The sequence below is a fragment of the Natrinema sp. DC36 genome (assembly GCF_020405225.1).
Classification (GTDB): domain Archaea; phylum Halobacteriota; class Halobacteria; order Halobacteriales; family Natrialbaceae; genus Natrinema.
Genome location: NZ_CP084472.1, coordinates 985,728 through 1,000,945, shown reverse-complemented (window position 1 = coordinate 1,000,945; position 15,218 = coordinate 985,728). Strand labels below are relative to the sequence as shown.

At 65.4% G+C, this 15,218-nt stretch carries 17 protein-coding genes and 1 pseudogene; 9 read left to right on the top strand and 9 right to left on the bottom strand.

What is annotated here, in order from left to right:
• Nucleotides 1-51: 51 nt before the first annotated feature.
• The 6 genes from LDH74_RS05385 to LDH74_RS05360 all read left to right on the top strand — a co-directional run bounded on the left by LDH74_RS05385 (nt 52) and on the right by LDH74_RS05360 (nt 6,812).
• Nucleotides 52-996: a 1,4-dihydroxy-2-naphthoate polyprenyltransferase gene (locus LDH74_RS05385; protein ID WP_226041498.1), complete on the top strand. Its 945-nt coding sequence runs from the start codon at nt 52-54 to the stop codon at nt 994-996.
• Nucleotides 993-2,105, top strand: coding sequence for an o-succinylbenzoate synthase (locus tag LDH74_RS05380; RefSeq protein WP_226041497.1), 1,113 nt, complete (start codon nt 993-995; stop codon nt 2,103-2,105). The genes LDH74_RS05385 and LDH74_RS05380 overlap by 4 nt, the downstream gene beginning before the upstream one ends.
• Complete coding sequence (locus LDH74_RS05375; RefSeq protein ID WP_226041496.1) at nt 2,102-3,637, top strand: class I adenylate-forming enzyme family protein; 1,536 nt, start codon at nt 2,102-2,104, stop codon at nt 3,635-3,637. The genes LDH74_RS05380 and LDH74_RS05375 overlap by 4 nt, the downstream gene beginning before the upstream one ends.
• 290 nt (nt 3,638-3,927) lie before the next feature.
• Nucleotides 3,928-5,517 (top strand): BCCT family transporter, encoded by a 1,590-nt coding sequence (locus LDH74_RS05370; RefSeq protein ID WP_226041495.1) that lies wholly within the window; start codon nt 3,928-3,930, stop codon nt 5,515-5,517.
• Nucleotides 5,518-5,570: 53 nt separating this feature from the next.
• Nucleotides 5,571-6,389 (top strand): NRDE family protein, encoded by an 819-nt coding sequence (locus LDH74_RS05365; RefSeq protein ID WP_226041494.1) that lies wholly within the window; start codon nt 5,571-5,573, stop codon nt 6,387-6,389.
• A gap of 72 nt (nt 6,390-6,461) precedes the next feature.
• Nucleotides 6,462-6,812, top strand: a complete 351-nt coding sequence (locus tag LDH74_RS05360) for a MarR family transcriptional regulator (protein WP_180841169.1) — start codon at nt 6,462-6,464, stop codon at nt 6,810-6,812.
• A gap of 156 nt (nt 6,813-6,968) precedes the next feature.
• Here LDH74_RS05360 and LDH74_RS05355 read toward each other — a convergent pair whose 3' ends face one another.
• The 4 genes from LDH74_RS05355 to gatC all read right to left on the bottom strand — a co-directional run bounded on the left by LDH74_RS05355 (nt 6,969) and on the right by gatC (nt 10,055).
• Nucleotides 6,969-7,748, bottom strand: a complete 780-nt coding sequence (locus LDH74_RS05355) for a formate/nitrite transporter family protein (RefSeq protein ID WP_226041493.1) — start codon at nt 7,746-7,748, stop codon at nt 6,969-6,971.
• A 212-nt stretch (nt 7,749-7,960) separates the two neighbouring features.
• Nucleotides 7,961-8,374 carry a hypothetical protein gene (locus tag LDH74_RS05350; protein ID WP_226041492.1) on the bottom strand — a complete coding sequence of 138 codons (414 nt, stop codon included), beginning with the start codon at nt 8,372-8,374 and terminating at the stop codon, nt 7,961-7,963.
• A 128-nt stretch (nt 8,375-8,502) separates the two neighbouring features.
• Nucleotides 8,503-9,774 (bottom strand): Asp-tRNA(Asn)/Glu-tRNA(Gln) amidotransferase subunit GatA, encoded by a 1,272-nt coding sequence (gene gatA, locus LDH74_RS05345; protein WP_226041491.1) that lies wholly within the window; start codon nt 9,772-9,774, stop codon nt 8,503-8,505.
• 2 nt (nt 9,775-9,776) lie between these two features.
• Nucleotides 9,777-10,055 carry an Asp-tRNA(Asn)/Glu-tRNA(Gln) amidotransferase subunit GatC gene (gatC, locus tag LDH74_RS05340; RefSeq protein ID WP_098727167.1) on the bottom strand — a complete coding sequence of 93 codons (279 nt, stop codon included), beginning with the start codon at nt 10,053-10,055 and terminating at the stop codon, nt 9,777-9,779.
• A gap of 342 nt (nt 10,056-10,397) precedes the next feature.
• On the opposite strand from gatC, the gene LDH74_RS26430 reads away from it, so the two are divergent.
• The gene (locus LDH74_RS26430; protein ID WP_255680957.1) at nt 10,398-10,523 is read left to right on the top strand and encodes a hypothetical protein; all 126 of its coding nucleotides are present in this window, start codon (nt 10,398-10,400) and stop codon (nt 10,521-10,523) included.
• A gap of 96 nt (nt 10,524-10,619) precedes the next feature.
• Nucleotides 10,620-11,540 carry an alpha/beta hydrolase gene (locus LDH74_RS05335; RefSeq protein WP_226041490.1) on the top strand — a complete coding sequence of 307 codons (921 nt, stop codon included), beginning with the start codon at nt 10,620-10,622 and terminating at the stop codon, nt 11,538-11,540.
• A 236-nt stretch (nt 11,541-11,776) separates the two neighbouring features.
• On the opposite strand, the gene nirK is transcribed toward LDH74_RS05335, so the two are convergent.
• The 5 genes and pseudogenes from nirK to LDH74_RS05310 form a co-directional block, all read right to left on the bottom strand.
• A complete protein-coding gene (nirK, locus tag LDH74_RS05330; RefSeq protein ID WP_226041489.1) occupies nt 11,777-12,874 on the bottom strand; it encodes a copper-containing nitrite reductase in 1,098 nt (365 codons plus the stop codon).
• Between the two features lie 254 nt (nt 12,875-13,128).
• Nucleotides 13,129-13,239, bottom strand: a pseudogene (locus tag LDH74_RS05325) (UbiA family prenyltransferase); the annotation flags it as partial.
• A 152-nt stretch (nt 13,240-13,391) separates the two neighbouring features.
• Nucleotides 13,392-13,685, bottom strand: a complete 294-nt coding sequence (locus LDH74_RS05320) for a DUF2249 domain-containing protein (protein WP_226041488.1) — start codon at nt 13,683-13,685, stop codon at nt 13,392-13,394.
• A 39-nt stretch (nt 13,686-13,724) separates the two neighbouring features.
• Nucleotides 13,725-13,958: a DUF2249 domain-containing protein gene (locus tag LDH74_RS05315; protein WP_226042504.1), complete on the bottom strand. Its 234-nt coding sequence runs from the start codon at nt 13,956-13,958 to the stop codon at nt 13,725-13,727.
• A gap of 117 nt (nt 13,959-14,075) precedes the next feature.
• Nucleotides 14,076-14,303, bottom strand: coding sequence for a DUF2249 domain-containing protein (locus LDH74_RS05310; RefSeq protein ID WP_226041487.1), 228 nt, complete (start codon nt 14,301-14,303; stop codon nt 14,076-14,078).
• A 135-nt stretch (nt 14,304-14,438) separates the two neighbouring features.
• On the opposite strand from LDH74_RS05310, the gene LDH74_RS05305 reads away from it, so the two are divergent.
• Complete coding sequence (locus tag LDH74_RS05305; protein WP_226041486.1) at nt 14,439-15,113, top strand: helix-turn-helix domain-containing protein; 675 nt, start codon at nt 14,439-14,441, stop codon at nt 15,111-15,113.
• Nucleotides 15,114-15,218 lie beyond the last annotated feature (105 nt).

Below are 15,218 nucleotides of genomic sequence, written 5' to 3'. Positions count from 1 at the left end.
GTCGGCTCGCAATGCCAACGTTGACACTCTCTCGAGTGGGACACTCGATTCATGAGTTCGGCCGAGGTCGAGATTTCACGGACGAAGGCGTGGCTGATGGCGGCCCGCCCCCAGACCTTGCCCGCGGCTGCGGCCCCGATCATCGTGGGGACGGGGCTAGCAGCCGACGAGGGGGTGTTCGCGCTGGTGCCGGCGGTGATGGCGTTCGTCGGGTCGGCGCTGATACAGATCGGAACGAACTTCGCGAACGACTACTACGACGCGGTCAATGGTGCCGACACGGCGGATCGCGAGGGCTTTACCCGAGTAACGCAGTCGGGGCTCATCTCGCCCGAGCAGGTCAAACTCGCGACCGTCGTGACGTTCGGGCTAGCGATACTCACCGGGACCTACCTCGTCTACGTCGGCGGGCTTCCGATCCTCGTGATCGGGCTCGTGAGCGTCTTCTGCGGCTGGGCCTACACGGGCGGCCCCTACCCGCTGGGCTATCACGGACTGGGCGACCTCTTCGTGTTCGTCTTCTTCGGCCTCGTCGCCGTGACCGGGACCTACTACGTCCAGGCCGCGGCCGTCCTCGCGGAGCCGCTGGCCACGACGATCCCCGACGGAACCGTCCCGCGCGAAGCCGTCGCAGCGAGCCTTCCCGTCGCCGGGATCTCGACGGCTATCCTCGTCGTGAACAACATTCGCGATCTGGAGACCGACGCCGAGACCGGTAAACGGACGCTCGCGGTCCGGCTCGGCTACCGGTGGAGCCGCCTCGAGTACGTGACCATGCTCGCGCTCGCCTACGCCGTCCCGGTCTGGTTCTGGCTCGCAGCCGGCTTCGGCCCCAGCGTACTGCTCCCGCTCGTCACGCTGCCCTACGCCGCGATGGTCGCCCGAACCGTCTGGACGCGAACCGACGGTGAAGCGCTCAACCCCGCGCTCGAGGGGACCGGCAAACTCCTCGCGATGTACGCGATCTGTTTCGCGGGGGGGCTGGTGGTCCTATGAGTCAGACCGACGACCTCTCGCTCGGGTACCGATCGTTTTCGCTGCCCCTCGCCGAACCGCTGAAGACGGCCGACGGGACGATCGACTCGCGGGACGGATTTCTCGTCCGGCTGGTCGACGAGAGTGGCGCTACCGATGCGAACGGAACCGGCAGCGGAGTCCCGCCCGAATCCGCCGTCGGATACGGCGAAGCCACGCCGCTTCAGGGGTGGACCGAGTCCCTCGAAGACTGCGAACGGGCACTCGAGCGCGCTCGGGACGCACTTCGGACGGCCAGTCCGAGCGAGGCGCTCGAGGCGGTCGACCGGCAAGTCGCGGCCAGACACGCGCTCTCGCTCGCGCTCGCGGACCTGCAGGCGACCCGCGAATCGACGCCGCTGTACCGCTATCTCGGCCAGGGGCCGATGGTGGGTCGGGTTCCAGTCAACGCGACAATCGGCGATGGCACACCCGCGGAAACGGTATCCGAAGCGCGTCGGGCGGTCGATCGCGGCTTCGATTGCTGCAAGCTGAAGGTGGGGATCCGAAGCGTCGAAGCGGACATCGAGCGCGTTCGTCGCGTTCGCGACGCCGTCGGCTCGAACGTCGAACTGCGAGCCGACGCCAACGAGGCCTGGACCTACGAGGAAGCGGAATCCGCGCTCGACGCCTTCGCGGATCTGGGTGTTTCGATTCTCGAACAGCCGCTGCCCGCCGGCGCGCTCGAGGGACACGCCGATCTCCGGGCGATGAGTCGCGGCGTCTCGATCGCGCTCGACGAGGGGCTGCTCGAGCACGGCGTCGACTCGATCTGCGAGGCCGACGCGGCGGACGTCGTCGTCCTGAAGCCGATGGCGCTCGGCGGGATCGACGTGGCCCGGAAAGTCGCGGCCTGGCTGACCGAACTCGATATCACGCCGCTGGTGACGACGACGATCGACGGGGTCGTCGCGCGCACGGGCGCAGTTCACCTCGCGGCGGCGATCCCTGACGTGCCGGCCTGCGGGCTCGCGACCGGCGAACTGCTCGCGGCGGATCTCGGGCGGGATCCCGTGTTGCTCGAGAAGGGGTCGGCGGTCGTCCCGCAGGCGAAGGGACTCGGCGTCTCTGACGTCTGGGGTGACAGATGAACGAACCGGTTGACTGGCCGACGCGTGACCTGCTGTCTCACCGCGCATCGACGACCCCGGACGCAACAGCTCTCATCGACGCCGACGAGGACAAAAAGTGGACCTACGGGGAGTTTGACCGTCGTGTCGATGCTGTCACGGAGCGGCTCGAGAACACCGTTTACGGCCCCGATGATCGCCTCGGCGTGCTCATGGGGACGCGAGTTGCGTTCGCCACGGTGTATTTCGCAGCGATGCGCCGCGGCGTCACGGTCGTTCCGCTGAACGTCCGCGAAACGACCGCCGAAATCGCGTCGAAGGCGAGCCGTCTCGCCCTCGATGCAGTCGTCTGCGAGTCGGAGACTGAAGCGCTCGCGCTCGAGACCGTCGACTGTCCCGTCGTCTCCGTCGACGATCCCGGACACGACGATGTTGGATCGCTACAGCCGATCACCGAGGCGTACGCGATCCCAGTCCCGCTCAAGCGGAATCGAACTCACATGCTCATGTTCACCTCGGGAACCTCGGGCGAGCCGAAGGCTGTTCGCCTGACGGTTGGTAACCTCGTCGCCAGCGCGACCGCCTCGGCGTTCCGGCTCGGCGTCCTGCCGGACGATCGGTGGCTCTGCTGTCTGCCGATGTACCACATGGGTGGACTGGCTCCGGTCGTCCGGTCGACGCTCTACGGAACGACCGCCGTGATCCAGCGCGAGTTCGATCCCCGGGAAACGGCCCGCATTATCGACGACTGCGATATCACGGGTATTTCGCTCGTCCCGACGATGTGCAAGCGCCTGCTCGATGCCGGCTGGACGCCACCTGCCACGCTCCGATTCGTCCTGTTGGGCGGTGCGCCGGCCTCGCGGGAGTTGCTCGAGCGGTGTCGGGAGCGGGGAGTTCCGGTTCACCCGACATACGGTATGACCGAAACGGCGTCACAAGTCTCGACGGTGCGGCCGACAGACGCGTTCTCGCACCCGGGAACGGTCGGCCAGCCGCTGGGGTGCACCGATGTCTCGATCGTCGATGAGAACGGTGCGATCGTCGACACGGGAGAAACCGGTGAACTCGTCGTCTCGGGACCGACGGTGACGCCGGGCTATCTCGACGACGAGCACACCGAGTCGGCGTTCGGCGAGCGCGGGCTACACACTGGTGATGCCGGTTACCGCGACGAGGACGGTCGGCTATGGATCTCTAACCGGATCGACGACCGGATCGTCACCGGCGGCGAGAACGTCGATCCGGGCGAGGTGGTCGCGACACTCCGATCGCATCCCCGCGTCGACGACGCCGCGGTCGTCGGGCTCCCCGACGAGGAGTGGGGTGAACGGGTCGCGGCGCTCGTCGTTCCCGACCCCGAGATCGAGTCGGTCGGGCGGCTCGAGCAGTCGCTGCTCGCTCACTGCGACGATCGCCTCGCCGGGTTCAAGCGACCGAAGACGATCGGGTTCGCCGACGGGCTTCCCCGGACGGCGTCGGGAACCGTCGATCGCAACGCGGTTCGGGATCGGCTGCTCGAGGACGGCATCGACCTGACCGAGTCGCCGTGAGCCGGCGGTTGCCGTCGTCGAGTGACGCCCGACTGCCCGAGGGACGGAGTCCCGCTCCGTTTCCGTCGAGGAGGACGGTCTCGAGACGGCACGGTCGAGTGTGGTAACGGCTCTGGAGACGGTCCCGAGACAAAGAGTATATCAGTATTTAGCTGCGGAATACGGGCACATCTGATGGTAGCTCACAAAATTGTGAGTAGTGACATCACGCGGTCGAAGATCACGCGGCCAACCAACTGTGGTGTTGACAGCGCTCTCAGTGTCGACGGCGCTCTCGGGGGTGTCGATCGATGAACGCGGGGAAACTCCTCGGCCTCGAGGACGCGTCGCGGGCGGAGCGGGCCCTCTTCTTCGTGACGATGGGCGTGATGCTCTCGCTCGGCGGGTTCGGCTTTCTCCGGCCGTCGCTGCTGAGCAGCGTTCTCACCGGTGCGAAGGGATGGATACTCACCTACTTCGGCTGGTGGTTCATCCTCCTCGGATTCGTCCTGCTCGTCGCCGTTTTCGCCTTCACGGCCTCGCGATACGGTCGGCTCCGTATCGGCGGCCCCGACGCTGAACCGGAGTTCGGACTCTTTTCGTGGCTATCGATGGTGTTCACCGTCGGGTTCGGTGCCTCGGTTCTCATCTGGGGCGTCGCGGAACCGGTGTCGATCGTCCAGCATCCGCCGCCGGATCCCGCCCCCGTCCAGGGCGCGTCAGCCGAGTCGATGGCGCTGGCCTTCATGTTCATTCACGAGGTGTTTCCGGGGCTGGCGATGTGGTATCTCCCCGTCGCGATCGCCTTCGGCATCGTGGTCTACACGGACGGCGTCGGCGAGTACAAGATCAGTTCGATGCTCACCGGCGTCGTCGACAAAGATCGCATCCCCGGGCTCTACTGGCTGGTCGATCTGGCGGCGCTCATCGCCACGATCGGCGGTATCTCGACGACGCTCGGCTTCAGCGCACAGACGATGTCCGCGATCCTCGGACGCGTGTTCGGACTCGACGCGACGGTCCTGACCTACGCGGTGTTCGCTCTGATCGGCGCCGTCTTCCTCGCCGACGTCTGGCTCGGTCTCCGGAAAGGGATCCGCAACGCGGCTCGAGCGACGGTGGTGCTCATCGGCGTCGCGATGGCCCTGCTCGTGGTGGTCGGACCGACGCTCTACATGCTCGAGTTGAGCCTGGACGCGACGGGCGTCTGGCTCAGCGATATGTTCCGACTGACGCTGTACACCGCGCCGGGAGCAGAGGGCAACTGGGCGGTCAACTGGACCGGCTTCTGGTGGGCCTGGTGGGCCGCCTGGAGCATCTTCGTCGGCAGTTTCGTCGCCCGCGTCTCGAAAGGGCGGACCATCCGGGAGATGTTCGCCGTGCTCGTCGTCGTCCCGACGGTCTTCACGTGGATCCAGCACGGCCTCATCGGCGGCTGGGTGCTCGCGCCGGGCTATCAGGAGCCGGTTGCCGAAGCGATGGCCTCGGCGGGAAATCCCGCGGCCATCGCGAGAGCGCTCGAGATCACGCCGTTCGGCACGGTGCTCGCGGTGCTGTTCGTCCTCATCATCGCCGGCTACATCATCACCTCCCTCGACTCGGCGGTGTTCATGATCTCGGCGATCACGCTCGGTGACGAGAACCCGAACCCGCGAAACCGCGCGTGGTGGGGCGCGCTGCTCGCGCTCTTCGGGATGATGTCGCTCCGACTCGAGGAGTTCAGCGCCATCGAGTCGCTCTCGGTAACGATGGCGCTCCCGTTCTCGCTGTTCCTGTTGCTCATCCTGTATGGCAGTTACGTCGTCGCCCGGGACTACGTTCGGGACAACGAGAGGGATAAACTGGGTCCCCAGACGGTCCGCCGGCAGAGAACTACCCGTAGCGTGACCGACGACGATTGATCGAGTGACCGTGCGGAATCGGAGTTAAGACGCTGGCGTCCCTACGCCGATCCGTGTGTACGCTCACGCTCGCCTGGCAGGTCTTCGACGACGCGCCGGTCGCGGTCGCCGCGAACCGAGACGAGGCGCTCGAGCGCGAGGCGCTGTCGCCCGCGGTCTACAGTGAGGAGCCGCTGATCGTCGCGCCGAGCGACGCCGAGGCCGGCGGCACGTGGATCGGCTACAACGAGTTCGGCGTCTTCGTCGGCATCACGAACAAGTGGACCGACACCGATCTCGCCGGCGAGCGCTCTCGAGGATTGCTCGTCGCCGACGTACTCGAGGCTCGCTCCGCCGCGGACGCGAAATCGGTCGTTCGGGCGGCGACCGACGCCGACGAGTACGACGGTTTCTACCTCGTCGTGGCCGACGCGGCGGACGCGTACTGTTACGAGTGGGACGGTACGCTCTCCCTGACCGAGTTCGAGCCGGGTGTTCACGTCGTCGTCAACGTCGCCGTCGACAACGAGATCGACGTGCCGTCGGTCCGACCAGATGCGGGCCGAGAGCAGGCGGCGAACGCGAACGCAGTGCGAGAGGCGCTCGCGGCCGAGCCCGGAGAGACCGCTGCGGAGTGGCTCGAGCGGGCGGGTGACGTGCTCGGTGACCACGAGTACGGCGTCTGTATCCATCGAAACGGGTTCGGGACGCGATCGTCGTCGCTGATCGCGCTCGGTCCGGAGACGGGCCGATACGCCTTCGCACCGGGGCCGCCGTGTCGAACGAGCTACGACGACGTATCCGTCGGAGCCAGCGACGGTGCGACCGATCCCGAACACGGGGGCCACGAGACCGACGAGGACTCTGCGCTCGACGGGGAAGGGCACATTTAAGCGGCTCGCTCCATCTCGTATGGGTATGGACGCACTCCTGCCTGTAGCGACGCACACGGCGAGGTGGTCACCGTGAGCGTTACCGCGGCCGAAGCCGAACTCTCCGAGGACGAGCGGGCCGGGCTCGAGCTCGTCCGCGAGTCCGGCGGCATCCACCAGAGCGACTTCTGGAAGGAACTGGACGTCTCCTCGCGCAAAGGCAGCCGAATCGTCGAGTCGCTCGTCGAGAAAGAGCTCGTCGACCGCGAGGAAACCGTGTACGACGGCCACAACACCTACTACGTCTCACCGACCGCTCGAGACCTCGATTTCACGCTCCTGATGGCCGGCGACATGCTCTCGCCCTTTATCGGCGAGGAGGAGGTCGACCCCAACAGCGACGCCTTCTCGCAGTGGATCATGAACCTCGCGTACGAGGAGTAGTCGGCCGTCGATCGACCGGTCTCGAGAGACGGAACTCGCTGTGCCGTCATTTCCGCACACCTCTCGACTGCGCAGCGCCGGCTGTCGCGTATTCCGTCGGCGATCGATACCGCGGTCGGTGTCCCGGATCGCCACGGTTCGTCCGGGTTCGGCCCGTCACTCATTCGAACCCTTCACCTGCGCGATGTGAGTAAACGTGACCAGACCGATTCCGCCGACGAAGTTTCCCGCAGTCGCGATGACGACCGTCTCGGCCAGCGCCCAGTACCCGATACCGGCATCGAACAGGAACCCGAAAAACACGTGAATCGCGGTGACGATCACGTGATCGAACGGGCCGAGAGCCAGCAGGAACCCGACGATGTACGCCAGTGTAATTCGGCTTCGGACGCTGTTGACGGCCTCGAGGAGGTACGAGAGGAGGCTCACGAGCGCGCCGCCGATGATGGCGCTCGCGAACATCCCCCGCATCGGCCGGTGGACGATCCCTTCGGCGGTCCGGGACAGCGCGTGTGCCGACCCCGACGGGAGGACGCCGTCGACGGCGAAGACGAACGCGAAGAGGAACCCCCCGATGAGATTGACGACGAGGGTGACGGTCCACAGTCGAAGGAGCGGGCCGAGCAGCCAGGACCCGTCCTCATCGACCGCCTTCGCAGCCGGGTCGAAGAAGTTCTCGTTGAACAGTTCCGTTCGGCCGACGACCAGGAAGACGACGCCGACGGCGAAGGTCAGCGCTCCCGCGATATGTGCAACGTCGCCGAACCGGGGTTCGACCAGTCCGTCGACGACCCCGAGCGTCGCGATACCGAAGACGATCGTGAATCCCGCGATAAAGCTGGTCGCCGTCAGCTCGAGCAGTGATTGATCGAGTCGCCGTTCGCCTTCCTCGACTGCCCGTTCGAATATCTCGTCGGGGTCCGGAGCGATGGGCACACCCTGATTACCCTTCGCTGATAGATAACGGCTCGACATGAATACGCCGTGGCAATCGAGAGCTCGAGGTGGCTACGGAACGATCTCGAACGAACGCGTTCCGTCGTCTCGAGCGTGAGAGTGGTCAGTGCTGATAGATAGTTCCCTCGAACGATCGCAGGGAGCGCCGCTCGAGTTCCGTCAACGGACGTCCACCGGCGGTGCCGGCGGGACTACTCGTAGGGGTCGAACCGTTCGATGAGAACGAAGGGGTCGCGTTCGCGGTTATAGTACGAGACGTCGCCGTCGAGGGCTTCGATGAGTCGCCGGTGGACCTCGCGTGCGGCTCGACCCTCGTCGGGCGCCAGGTGATGCTGCCCGCGCATGTCCGTCCAGAACCCACCGTCGAGCCAGAGCAGCGTTTCGTCGTTCGACTGATAGACGACCTCTCCCTCCTCCGTGAGTCCGTCGACCGCGAGCTGGCGACCGGAGAGCTGTGCGCGTGCGAGAACGGCGATGAGCTGACGGCGAGAGACGGGAGCGTGTAACGCGACGTCGTCGACGGTGTCGGCGAAGTACTCCTCGACGAGGTCGCACGCTCTCGAGAACTCGTCGAATTCGACTTCCTGGTTCTGTGAGAGTTTCATGAGAGTCTCCTGCAGTGATCCGTTCGGTATGGTCCTAATTGACAGAACTGTATAAAAATGTATCTGTCGACGAAGATAGAGACGCGGCCGAATCGGGCGAGAAGTGAGTCGCGGTCGTCGCGGTCCGTTCAGGCGAGCGCGCTCGCGGCGCGAATCAACTGCTCCTCGCCGAACGCGGGACCGATGAGCTGGAGTCCGACGGGGAGGCCGTCGGTCTCGCCCGCCGGAACCGATATCGCGGGCAGGTCGGCGAGGTTCACTGGAACGGTGTTCGCGTCGGCGAGATACAACTGGAGGGGGTCGTCCAGGCTCTCGCCGAGTTCGAACGGTGGAACCGGCATCGTGGGACTCGCGAGCACGTCGGCCTCCGAGAGGGCCTCGTCGAAGTCCCGTTTGACCCACGCGCGAGCGTCCTGGGCCTTCTTGTAGTACTTGTCGTGGTAGCCCGCCGAAAGCGCGTAGGTCCCCAGCAAGATCCGGCGCTTGACCTCGTCACCGAACCCTTCCTCACGAGCTTCTGCGAAGGCCTCGTTCCAGTTCCCGTCGTAGCCGCCAGAACGGCCGTAGCGGACGCCGTCGAAGCGCGCGAGATTGGACGACGCCTCGGACATCGCGATCACGTAGTAGGCTTCGACGGCGTGTTCGACCGAGGGCAGGCTGACCTCGTGGTACTCCGCGCCGCGGTCCTCGAGGTCGCCCACTGCCGCCCAGAACGTCTCGACGACGCCCTCGTCGGCACCCTCGAGCAGCTCCGTCGGAACGCCGATCCGGAGGCCGTCGACGTCGCCGGTCGCAGCGTCGGCGTAGCGTTCGCCCTCGAGTTGGGGTGGACGCGTCGTTGCATCCCGCTCGTCGCTCCCGGCGATCACGTCGAGCAACCCCGCGGCGTCCTCGACGGTCTCGCCGAAGGGACCGATCTGCTCTAAGCTGTTGCCGTAGGCGACGAGGCCGTATCGGGAGACCAGCCCGTACGTGGGCTTGATACCGACGACGCCGCAGAAGGCGGCCGGGCAGCGGACCGAGCCGCCGGTGTCGGAGCCCAGCGCGAGGTCGGCCTCGCCGGCGGCGACGGCGGCCGCCGAACCGCCCGAGGAGCCACCGGGAACGTGGCCCGGCGCGGCGGGGTTGTCCGTCGCGCCGAAGTGAGAGGTCTCGGTGGTCGTCCCCATCCCGAACTCGTCCATGTTAGATTTGCCGACGATGGTCGCCCCGGCCTCCTTCAGTCGGGAGACGACCGTCGCGTCGTAGGGCGGGACGTACTCCTCGAGCATCCGGGAGCCGCAGGTCGTCCGGACGCCTGCCGTCGAAATGTTGTCTTTGACCGCGACCGTTTTGCCGGCCAGCGGGCCGTCGTCGTCGCCCTCGATCCGTTCTTCCGTGATGAAAATATTCTCCGACATGATTACGAGACGTTGGGCCCCTTGAAGTAGCCATCCTCGGTCTCCGGCGCGTTCCGGAGCGCCTCCTCGCTGTCGAGCGAGGGACGTTCCTCGTCCGGTCGCATCACGTTCGCGAGATCGGCGTCGCGATCGACTTCCGGCACCTCGTCTAGGGTTTCGAAGTACTCGAGGATGTCCGCGAACTGCCCGGCGAACCGGTCGACCTCGTCGTCGTCGAGGTCGACGCGAGCCAGCTCCGCGACGTGGCGGACCTCCTCGGGACTGACGGCGTCGTCGCTCATACGTGTTCGCACCGGCCTCCGGAGAGTAAGGGTTTCGATACCGCCCCACCCCGCGCGCCGAACCGAGGAGACGAAACGGGTGATCAAATCGCCGTCGGCTCCGCGGACAGCGTCCGAAATCGATTTCGCGAGCGACTCGAGGCCGAGTAGCGCCACTCCCTCGAGCGAGACGATCCGCAACCGTCAGTCACGGTTCGCATCGTCGATCGGTCCCGCCGCGTTTGAAACGGGGACGAGACTGCGATCTCAATACGATATTACCTCGTTCTAATAGAGAACTAACCGCGCAGACGATGCGGCTAATAGGTTCATACTCAAGAGAGTTGTCACGGGACGAAACGTATGGACTGCGATAACTGCGAGGCAGACGAGGTTGCGTACACGCTAACGACCTACGTCGAGTCCGACGTCGGGGAGAGCGTCGACCTCCACTTCTGCTCGACCGATTGTCTCCGCGTCTGGACGTGATGAACCGCCGGACCGGATCGGAACGCTCGAAGAGCGAGCCCTGCCGGGACAGTCCTCCCGGATCAACGTGACGACAGACGGAACAGGAGACGTCTCATGGAAACGAACGGACGGTCGATGGCGACGGATGCGGAAGTCGGAGCCGCAGTCCCGTCGGCGGTCGACGCGGAGTCGACTCGCCGACGGGTCAACGGGATCGAGTTACACGTCGTCACCGCCGGCGATCGAGCGGATCCGCTGGTCGTCTTGCTCCACGGCTTTCCCGAGTACTGGTACGGGTGGCGGACGCAAATCGCGCCGCTCGTCGACGCCGGCTATCGCGTCCTCGCTCCCGATCAGCGAGGGTACAATCGCAGCGAGAAGCCAGACGGGGTTCGAGCGTACCGAACGGATGAACTCGCACGAGACGTCGTCGCCCTGATCGCGACCGAGGAACGCGACGCCGCCCACGTCGTCGGCCACGACTGGGGCGGGGTCGTCGCCTGGGAGGTCGCGTGTCGGTTCCCCGGGGCCGTCGACCGCCTCGCCGTCGTCAACGCGCCGCATCCGACCGCGTATCGTCGGCAGCTACTCGCGAACCTCGAGCAACTGCGCCGGAGCTGGTACGCCGTCTGTTTTCAGCCGCCGTGGCTCCCCGAATTCGCGTGTCGGTACGACGAGTACCGCCTGCTCGAGCGAGCGCTTCGAGAGACGGCCGCGACGGGAACGTTCACCGAGGCTGATCTGGCCCGGTACCGACGGGCCTGGAGCCGGGACCGCGCGCTCACCGGGATGCTCAACTGGTACCGGGCGGCCGCGCGAGATCCACCGAACCCGCCGATCGACCGCGTCGCCGCGCCGACGCTCGTCGTCTGGGGCGAAGACGATACGACGCTCGTCCCCGCGCTGGCGGTCGACAGCGCCGCGTTCTGTACGGAGCGCCGCCTCGAGATGCTGCCGGGAGTGAGTCACTGGGTCCCCCACGAGGAACCCGAGCGACTGACGGAACTGTTGCTCGAGCACGCTAGCGGGGAGTAGTCTCCTCGGTTGTCGGCTGGCGTGCCACACTCGGTTGCGTGTGACCGGATACCAGGCTCGCGTTACCCGACCGTAGCGCGTTCAGGAGTGGGATCGCATGACGTGGGCGACTCTGACTGCACGAGTGGACGAGTGACGGACGGTGTGCCAAGACGGGAGTGTCTCGACGGTGGAAAGAGGGGGTCGGGCGGTCGTTCTCCGCTCGAGGCTGTTCGCGGCGGGATACCTACTCCCGCTCACGGATCCTCGTCGTAGACGTCGGGGTTCTCCTCGCCATGGACGTTGACGACGCCGAGCGCGCCGCGGTGGACGACCCGCGAGAGGGCGTGGTCGACGAGCTTGACCGGCCCAGGGACGGGGAACTCCATCTCAGCGGCGGTGGTGGTACCCGGCGGGACGGGGGTCGTTTCGACGTTGTTGGCGGGGTCGCTCAGCAGGTCGCCGCTGCGGTAGAGGTTGCTCCAGACGTTGCCGATCGGGTGGAACGAACTCAGCAGGTTGGGGCCGCCGTTGGCGAAGTAGACCCGGGCGGTCTCGCCGGTGTTGGTCTGCATGGGGCCGACGCCGTCTTCGGTGAAGCCGTAGGCCTGGCCGTTGAAGACGACGTAGGTGGGTTCTTCGCGCATCATCGCGTCGTGATCGAACGGATGGTGGCCCTCTTCGCCGACCTCGCCGGCGGTGTAGATCTCGTGCTGGCCGAGGTAGAGCTCGTTGTCGACCTCGGGGAGGCCGTCTTCGGGTTCGACGAGGATCGAACCGAACATGCCGCTACTGATGTGGTAGTCCATGGCCGGGACCGCACAGTGGTAGATGAACACGCCTGGGTACTCCGCGCGGAATTTGATCTGGGTCGGGTCATCGTCGGGGGCGATCGTCGTCGCGTCAGCACCGCCGCCGGGGCCGTAGACCGCGTGGAAGTCGACGTTGTGCATCACCATGTTCATGTCCTCGGGGACGTCGAAGGTGAGATTGACCGTGTCACCCTGGCGGACCCGAACCATCGGCCCCGGCACCTGCCCCTCGAAGGTCATGTAGTCGAACGTGACCCCGGGTTCGATCTCCGCGGTCACTCGCTCGGTCTGAAGCGTGATGTCGTGCGTGCGGGGCTCGCTCCAGTCGACCGGCGCCGGAACGTCCGTCGGATCTCGCGCGATCCGGTCGACGTCGACTGACTTCGCTGCCGCCAGTCCCTCCTTCTCCTTCTCGCCGCCGTTCTGGCCGCTGTTTGCTTCGGTGCCCGATTCGTCACCGCCGAGGCAGCCGGCGACTGCGACCGCTCCAGCTGCACCCATCGCCTGCAGGAACCGTCGTCGGTGAGCGTTGTGTTGGGTCATCGTCTTACATCTGAAGAGAAGGGAGACAACCGTTCAATAGCAGCGACGATTCCCGAGAACCGGTAATAGAATTGGCACTTCCCGCTATACTGTGGGCTACTATATACTCCTCAGAAAACTGCCGACGGGAGCGGGTGACGACGTGGCGTTCGACGGCAGTTGGCCGGCGATTACGAGCGTCTCGAGGACGATCGCGAGAAGGATCGCGCCGAGGTAGTAGTTCGAGACGTAAAACGAACGGAGCGCGACCTCGTCGGTCGGTCGGCCGTCCGGTTCATCCGCCGATCGCGGTCGCGTTCGTACACGTGATTGAACGTCCCGTTCGCGCCGATCGCGAGGACGCCACCGGCGAGCGTCGCGGAGACGGCAGTCCCGAGCGCGACGAGAACGTAGGCCGCGATCGTCGTCGCTGCGAGCAGGTCCGCAAATTGCCGTCGGTTGAGGTCATCAATCATCTGGTATCGGTAGTATCGTCTCGTCGGTGGTCGTGAGGGTGCCCCACGAAGTCGGTTTCCGGTTACGCGTCGTCTATCGTCTCGAGCGACGCTTTCGTCCGCCAGATGACGGTCACGATGTCGTCATCGCGTTCGACTGGTTCGTAGGTATAGCCGCGGCCGTCCAGTTTCGGAAACAGAAACTGGGGGACGCGGTCGTTTCGCTGGACCAGAACCGTCTCCGCGGGGAGTTCGGCGAGCGTCTCGAGGGTCCGTTTCAGCGGCTCCGGGGGACCGAGCGAGCGAACGTCGATCGTTTCCCGCGGTCGGTCGGACGGTGCGTCCGTGCGGTCGACGATGGCTGCTGTCGTGGGCATGGCGGTGTCGGTAGCGATATCTCGACCGAATGCGATCGGTCAGGCCTCCAGCTTCGGGAATCGGGCGACGAACTCGTCAGGGGCGTGTTGTTCGACCTCGTACCCGTCGGCGTCGAAGCTCTCGACTTCGGCCTGGAACTCGTAGAACAGCGGCTTGGGCTCGTGATCGTTGACGATCGTGAGCGTCTCGCCCGGCTCGAGGGCCTCGAACTCGTCGTGGATGGTCGGGTGGCGGTTCACCGGTTGAATGTCTCTGATGTCGAGTCGCGTCATGTACTGGTGCATCGGAACGGCTTCCGCATGGCAATTCGTGCGAACATGTTCGGGATGGCCGATCGATCGCGAACCGTCGCCGCGTCTCACACGGTCGACGAAGTGGCTCGAGCGGTGCTACACGTGTTCGATACGCACGTGCCAGACGTCGCCCTCGCGTCGCTCGCTCTCGTGAGCGAATCCGCGGTCGTGGAGTTCGTCGTAGAGCGGAACCGGTTCGAACGGCACGATCAGTCGTAACTGACCGCCGCGTTCGAGCGACTCGAGTGTCGCAACGATGTCGTCGAACGGCGGTCCGTCGATCTCACGGATGTCGAGCGTTCGTTCTGTGGATTCGATCGTCATCGAACCGTCGTTCGGTCCGCGGCGAGTTGGCCGTTCGTCCGAACGTGTTCGTGGCAGTCGATCTTCCCGCGACGCGGGAATTTGCCGAACATATTCGTCACCGCCAGTATATAGCTCCGAACGGAACACGTTCGTATGGCCCACGCAACCCTCACGCTCACGATGCCCGAGTCGATCTGGATTCAACAGATTTCGACGGACTTCCCCGAATCGACCTTTCGGGTCCTCGCGGCCGTTCCCGGCTCAGACACCGGCTTCGCCCTCGTCCGAATCGCCGGTGCGGAAACCCCTGCGGTGGTCGAAGCCATGGAGGAACACCCCCAGATCACCGAACTCTCGCTCGCCCAGTGGAGCGACGACGAGGCGACGGTCCACTTCGAGACCACCGCACCGCTCCTCTTGTTCTCCTCTCGAGAGTCGGGGATGCCGATTGAATTGCCGATCGAAATCCAGGACGGCGAGGCGACGATCGACGTCACCGGCTCCCGCGAGCGACTGGCCGAACTCGCCGAACAGCTCGAACACTTCGGCCTCCAGTATCGGATCGATCACGTCCGCGAGCGGCTCCACGAGAGCCAACTCCTCTCGGACCGTCAACTCGAGGTGATCGTCGCCGCCGTCGAAGCCGGCTACTACGACACCCCGCGGCGCTGTTCACTGACGGAGCTGGCCGGCCACCTCGAGATCGCCAAGTCCACGTGTAGCGAAACGATCCACCGGGCAGAGGAAGCGATTATCAAGCGGTTCGTCGACGACATCCCGGGCGTCACCGAGGAGGAGAATCTCGAGGAACAGATCGCGAGTCAATAATTCGAGGGGAAAGATTCGAATTACGTCGGTACTCCCCTTCCGTCTGCATCGTTCCAGTCGGACGACCCGTGGGAATCGGCAGTCTGTCGAACGCTGGGGTTCCTG

What these genes read in the sequence shown, in the direction of transcription:
- LDH74_RS05385 (WP_226041498.1), top strand. Translation starts at nt 52, where the DNA reads ATGAGTTCGGCCGAGGTCGAGATTTCACGGACGAAGGCGTGGCTGATG.
- LDH74_RS05380 (WP_226041497.1), top strand. Translation starts at nt 993, where the DNA reads ATGAGTCAGACCGACGACCTCTCGCTCGGGTACCGATCGTTTTCGCTG.
- LDH74_RS05375 (WP_226041496.1), top strand. Translation starts at nt 2,102, where the DNA reads ATGAACGAACCGGTTGACTGGCCGACGCGTGACCTGCTGTCTCACCGC.
- LDH74_RS05370 (WP_226041495.1), top strand. Translation starts at nt 3,928, where the DNA reads ATGAACGCGGGGAAACTCCTCGGCCTCGAGGACGCGTCGCGGGCGGAG.
- LDH74_RS05350 (WP_226041492.1), bottom strand. Translation starts at nt 8,374, where the DNA reads ATGAAACTCTCACAGAACCAGGAAGTCGAATTCGACGAGTTCTCGAGA.
- gatA (WP_226041491.1), bottom strand. Translation starts at nt 9,774, where the DNA reads ATGTCGGAGAATATTTTCATCACGGAAGAACGGATCGAGGGCGACGAC.
- gatC (WP_098727167.1), bottom strand. Translation starts at nt 10,055, where the DNA reads ATGAGCGACGACGCCGTCAGTCCCGAGGAGGTCCGCCACGTCGCGGAG.
- LDH74_RS26430 (WP_255680957.1), top strand. Translation starts at nt 10,398, where the DNA reads ATGGACTGCGATAACTGCGAGGCAGACGAGGTTGCGTACACGCTAACG.
- LDH74_RS05335 (WP_226041490.1), top strand. Translation starts at nt 10,620, where the DNA reads ATGGAAACGAACGGACGGTCGATGGCGACGGATGCGGAAGTCGGAGCC.
- nirK (WP_226041489.1), bottom strand. Translation starts at nt 12,874, where the DNA reads ATGACCCAACACAACGCTCACCGACGACGGTTCCTGCAGGCGATGGGT.
- LDH74_RS05320 (WP_226041488.1), bottom strand. Translation starts at nt 13,685, where the DNA reads ATGCCCACGACAGCAGCCATCGTCGACCGCACGGACGCACCGTCCGAC.
- LDH74_RS05315 (WP_226042504.1), bottom strand. Translation starts at nt 13,958, where the DNA reads ATGACGCGACTCGACATCAGAGACATTCAACCGGTGAACCGCCACCCG.
- LDH74_RS05310 (WP_226041487.1), bottom strand. Translation starts at nt 14,303, where the DNA reads ATGACGATCGAATCCACAGAACGAACGCTCGACATCCGTGAGATCGAC.
- LDH74_RS05305 (WP_226041486.1), top strand. Translation starts at nt 14,439, where the DNA reads ATGGCCCACGCAACCCTCACGCTCACGATGCCCGAGTCGATCTGGATT.